Here is a 4,664-nt window from a genome sequence, read left to right on the forward strand (position 1 = left end):
GAATCCCTCCACGCCTGCCACACGAGAACGACGCCCTTGGGAAGGGATGGCGGAGAGGAATTTGACGGAGCCCCCGGCCGGGATTCGAAGCCCCAGCCCGGGGGGGTGGGCAGGGGGGCTTGCCCCCCTGCGAACGGGGTGACAGCGAGCGGAGCGAGCGTCAGAGGGGCGGAGCCCCTATGAGGAGCGCCTTGAGGCCGTTGCCCCAAGGCGCGACGGGATGGGGGTTCGAATCCCTCCACGCCTGCCACACGAGAACGACGCGCTTAGGAAGGGATCGATGGAGTACCTGACACGGATCCGGGAGTTTTTCAGAGAGGTGAGTGCCGAGTTCAGGAAGGTAGTCTGGCCCGGCCGCTTCCAGATCGTGAACTCGACCGCGGTGGTGCTGGTGGTCGTGGTCATGATCGCGCTGTTCCTGTTCTTCGTGGATATCGGCCTGTCGCGAGTGGCGGAAGTGGTCCTGCGATGAGCGACGAAGTCACGACCGCGCGATCGTCGGACAAGCAGTGGTTCGTGGTCCATACGTATTCCGGTTTCGAGAACAAGGTCGCCGCGGGCATCGAGCAGCGGGCGAAGATCTTCGGCCTCCAGGAGCAAATCACGCGCATCGTGGTGCCGACGGAGAAGGTGGTCGAGATCCGGAACAAGCAGAAGCGTGAGACCGAACAGAAGTTCTTCCCGGGGTACGTCCTGGTGGAGATGGAGCTCACCGACGAAACGTGGCACTTGGTCCGGAGCACGCCCAAGGTGACCGGCTTCGTCGGGTCCGGAGCCAAACCGGTCCCGCTGCCGCAGGCGGAGGTGGAGGAAATCCTCCGCCAGATGGAGGAGGGGGCCGAGAAACCGAAGCCCAAGTCGATCTTCCAGCGGGGCGACAAGGTGCGCGTCATCGAGGGCCCGTTCGTGAACTTCACCGGCGCCATCGATGACCTCAACCTCGAGCGTGGGAAGCTGAAGGTCATGGTCGCCATCTTCGGCCGGCTGACCCCGGTGGAGCTGGAGTACTACCAGGTGGAGCGACTTTGAAGAGTGGCTTTTAGATGAAAAAAATCCAGGCGGTGGTGAAACTGCAGATCCCGGCAGGCAAGGCGAACCCATCGCCGCCCGTGGGACCGGCCCTGGGCCAGCACGGCGTCAACATCATGGAGTTTTGCAAGAGCTTCAACGCGCAGAGCGGGTCGCAGGAGGGGATGATCCTGCCAGTGGTGGTCACCATCTACCAGGATCGCTCCTTCACCTTCGTGGTGAAGACGCCCCCGGCCGCTGTGCTCCTCAAACGGGCCGCCGGGATCGCCAAGGCCTCCGCCGCCCCGAACCGCGACAAGATCGGCCAGGTGACCCGCGCCCAGGTGCGCGAGATCGCGCAGACCAAGCTGCCGGACCTCAATACGGACTCGCTCGAGGCGGCCATGCGGATCGTCGAGGGCACCGCGCGAAGCATGGGCATCGAGGTCGTTTAGGTCGAGGAGCCTGACATGGCTGGCAAGAGATACGCGTCTGCAGCGGCGCTGGTGGATCGGGGGCAGAGCTACCCCGTCGAGGAGGCCGTGGAGCTCGTGAAGAAGGCGGCTCGGGCGAAGTTCGACGAGACGGTCGAGATGGCCGTTCGGTTGGGCGTCGACCCCAAGCACTCCGACCAGATGGTACGGGGAGCCATCGTGCTGCCCCACGGCATCGGCAAATCGGTGCGCGTCGTCGTCTTCGCGAAAGGGGAGAAGGAGCGGGAGGCCCGGGAGGCGGGGGCCGATTACGTCGGTGCCGAGGACCTCGTCGAAAAAATCCAGGCCGGGTGGATGGACTTCGACTCCACGATCGCGACACCGGATCTCATGGGACAGGTCGGCAAGCTCGGGAAGATCCTCGGGCCGCGCGGGCTGATGCCAAACCCCAAGGTCGGCACCGTGACGTTTGATGTGGGCCGGGCGGTCCGCGAGGTAAAGGCGGGAAAGGTGGAGTTTCGCGTGGACAAGGCAGGCAACGTCCACGTACCGGTCGGGAAAGCCTCGTTCCAGAGCGCTCACCTCGCGGCGAACGCGATGGCGCTCCTCGAGGCCCTCGTCCGCGCCAAGCCGGCCGCCTCCAAGGGTCAGTACCTCCGGTCCATCACGGTCTCCTCCACCATGGGGCCGGGGATCCCGGTCGACGTGCAGCGCGTGGCGAACCTCTTCAAGAAGTGAGCGAGAGGAGCGCGGAGTGCCCACCCAAGCGAAAGCTCGGCTCATCGACGGCCTGAAGGCCAGGCTGGCCGGGGTCGACACGGCCATCCTCACCGAGTACCGCGGCCTCACGGTCCGCCAGCTCGCGGAGCTTCGCAAACAGCTCAAGGCCGCGTCGGCCGAGTACAAGGTTATCAAGAACCGGCTGGCCCGGCTCGCGCTCCGGGGCTCGTCCCTCGACAGCCTGGGCCCGCACCTCAAGGGTCCGACGGGGATCGTGCTCGGCAGGCGGGACCCCGTCGCCGTGGCCAGGGCCCTGACGGCCTTCGTCCGGGCCAACCCGACCCTGCAGATCAGGCTGGCGTATGTGCACGGGCAGGTCGTCCAGCCCCCCGAGCTCCGGGCGCTCGCCGACCTGCCGTCGCGTGAGGTGCTGCTGGCGCGCGTCGTCGGTGGGCTTCGGGCGCCCGTCGCGCAGCTTGTGTTCACCCTGGACGGGATGCTCCGCGCTCTGGTCTCGGTGCTGGACCAGGTGCGCGCCGAGAAGGAGACAAGAGCTTCATAGTGTCGGAAGGGGGTGAACCTCCCCTCCGAGGAACTGAAGGAGGACATGGCCGATGGCGAAAGTGAGCGTGGACGACGTCCTGGAGTCAATCGACACCTGGACGGTGCTGGACCTGAGCCGCCTGGTGAAAGGGCTCCAGGACAAGTACGGCATCACCGCCGTGGCGGCTGCGCCCGTGGCGGTCGCGGCCGGCGGCTCAGCGGCCGGTGCCGCGCCGGCGGTGGTGGAGGAGGAGAAGACCGAGTTTGACGTGGTCCTCGCGTCGGCGGGGGAGAAGAAGATCCAGACCATCAAGGTGGTGCGCGAGCTGACCGGGCTCGGCCTGAAGGAGGCCAAGGACCTGGTGGATGGCGCCCCCAAGCCCGTGAAGGAGAAGGTGTCGAAGGCCGAGGCGGCGGACATGAAGCGGAAGCTCGAAGAGGCTGGGGCCACCGTCGAGGTGAAGTGACCTACGAGCAGGAGCATGGCGTGACCGGGAGGGCTGCGCGACGGACGTCCTCAGAGGTTCGAGCTGGGGGGCTGCCGACGAGCCGCAGGCGTGGCAGTTCGAGCCGAGGCGCTTCGGCGCAGGCAGCTTCATCGCCGCGCCAGCGACGAGGCGAGGCCCGGGTAAGTAACATCGAGGCGAGGCCCAATAAGGAGGCGGTATGGCGGGGATGATTCAGTGCGGACGCCGGACCCGGAAGGATTTCGGGAAGATCCCCTCGATCGTCGAGATTCCGAACCTGATCGAGGTCCAGCGCCGCTCCTACGAGGGCTTCCTGCAGAAGGAAGTCGCGCCCGAGCGGCGGGAGGAGGTCGGGCTCCAGGCGGTGTTCAAGTCCGTCTTTCCCATCGTCGACTACAACGAGAATGCCGCGCTGGAGTTCGTTAGCTATCACTTCGGGGATCCCAAGTACACGGTGGAAGAGTGCAACGACCGCGGGATGACGTACGCGATCCCGCTCAAGGTGACCCTGCGCCTGGTGGTCTACGAACAGGACAAGAAGGCGAAGAGCCGCACCATCCGCGACATCAAGGAGCAGGAAGTGTACCTGGGCGAGCTCCCGCTGATGACCGACAAGGGGACCTTCATCATCAACGGGACCGAGCGCGCGGTGGTCTCTCAGCTCCAGCGGTCGGCCGGCGTGTTCTTTGACGACGACAAGGGCAAAACGCTCGCCTCCGGGAAGCCGCTCTTCCAGGCCCGGGTGATCCCGTACCGCGGCTCGTGGGTCGAGTTCGACTTCGACGCGAATGACGTCCTGCACGTCCGCATCGACCGGCGGCGGAAGATGCTGGCGACGGCCTTCCTCCGCGCGTTCTGGTTCCTCGAGAAGGGGGTCATTCTCTCGGACGAGGAGATCCTGGCCTTCTTCTATGAAATGGAAGAGGTGCTCGGGTTCGAGGATGGGCTCGCCTGGGTGCGCCTGAGCCCGGAGGCCCACCGGGGCATCCGCGTGGCCAGGGACGTTCAGGCGCCCCAGCACAAGGAGCCGGTGGCCCCGGAGGGCGCCCCGCTCACCCAGAAGGTCATGGAACGGCTCCAGGAGGCCGGCGTGGAGCGGATCGCGCTCCGGGCCGAGTCGCTGGTCAGCCGCCGGACGGGCGCCAAGGTCGTGGACTCGGAGACCGGCGAGGTGCTGCTGGAGATCAACCAGGAGCTGACCTCCCCGGTCCTCTCCCAAAGCATGGGCCGCCGGGTGGCGCCTTTCAAGCTGCTCGTCGTGAACCCGGAGAAGGTGGACGCCTCCATCTACGAGACCATGGCCCGGGACCACTTCCGGAACCCCGACGAGGCGCTCGTGGAGATCTACCGGCGTCTCCGGCCCGGTGACCCGCCGACGGTGGAGTCGGCCCGCGCCCTTTTCCGGGGAATGTTCATCGATCCGCGCCGCTACGACCTGGCCCGCGTTGGACGCTTCATGGTCAACAAGAAGCTGAAGATCGAGGCCCCGCCC

7 protein-coding genes are annotated in these 4,664 nt (G+C 66.4%); all 7 read left to right on the forward strand.

Annotated elements, in window-relative coordinates:
- Positions 1-280 precede the first annotated feature (280 nt).
- Positions 281-472, forward strand: coding sequence for a preprotein translocase subunit SecE (gene secE / locus HY726_03125; protein MBI4607986.1), 192 nt, complete (start codon positions 281-283; stop codon positions 470-472).
- Entirely contained in the window at positions 469-1,029 is a 561-nt protein-coding gene (nusG, locus tag HY726_03130; protein MBI4607987.1) for a transcription termination/antitermination protein NusG, read from the forward strand. Before secE ends, nusG begins: the two co-directional genes overlap by 4 nt.
- Before the next feature lie 14 nt (positions 1,030-1,043).
- On the forward strand, positions 1,044-1,463 hold the full coding sequence (gene rplK, locus HY726_03135; protein ID MBI4607988.1) for a 50S ribosomal protein L11: 420 nt from the start codon (positions 1,044-1,046) through the stop codon (positions 1,461-1,463).
- A 15-nt stretch (positions 1,464-1,478) separates the two neighbouring features.
- Positions 1,479-2,180, forward strand: a complete 702-nt coding sequence (locus HY726_03140) for a 50S ribosomal protein L1 (protein MBI4607989.1) — start codon at positions 1,479-1,481, stop codon at positions 2,178-2,180.
- 16 nt (positions 2,181-2,196) lie between these two features.
- A complete protein-coding gene (locus HY726_03145; protein MBI4607990.1) occupies positions 2,197-2,724 on the forward strand; it encodes a 50S ribosomal protein L10 in 528 nt (175 codons plus the stop codon).
- Between the two features lie 61 nt (positions 2,725-2,785).
- Complete coding sequence (rplL, locus tag HY726_03150; protein ID MBI4607991.1) at positions 2,786-3,172, forward strand: 50S ribosomal protein L7/L12; 387 nt, start codon at positions 2,786-2,788, stop codon at positions 3,170-3,172.
- A gap of 199 nt (positions 3,173-3,371) precedes the next feature.
- Positions 3,372-4,664, forward strand: a 1,293-nt coding sequence (locus tag HY726_03155; GenBank protein ID MBI4607992.1) for a DNA-directed RNA polymerase subunit beta, incomplete at its 3' end; no start/stop codon positions are given.

The organism is Candidatus Rokuibacteriota bacterium (assembly GCA_016209385.1).
Classification (GTDB): domain Bacteria; phylum Methylomirabilota; class Methylomirabilia; order Rokubacteriales; family CSP1-6; genus JACQWB01.

What these genes read in the sequence shown, in the direction of transcription:
- secE (MBI4607986.1), top strand. Translation starts at nt 281, where the DNA reads ATGGAGTACCTGACACGGATCCGGGAGTTTTTCAGAGAGGTGAGTGCC.
- nusG (MBI4607987.1), top strand. Translation starts at nt 469, where the DNA reads ATGAGCGACGAAGTCACGACCGCGCGATCGTCGGACAAGCAGTGGTTC.
- rplK (MBI4607988.1), top strand. Translation starts at nt 1,044, where the DNA reads ATGAAAAAAATCCAGGCGGTGGTGAAACTGCAGATCCCGGCAGGCAAG.
- HY726_03140 (MBI4607989.1), top strand. Translation starts at nt 1,479, where the DNA reads ATGGCTGGCAAGAGATACGCGTCTGCAGCGGCGCTGGTGGATCGGGGG.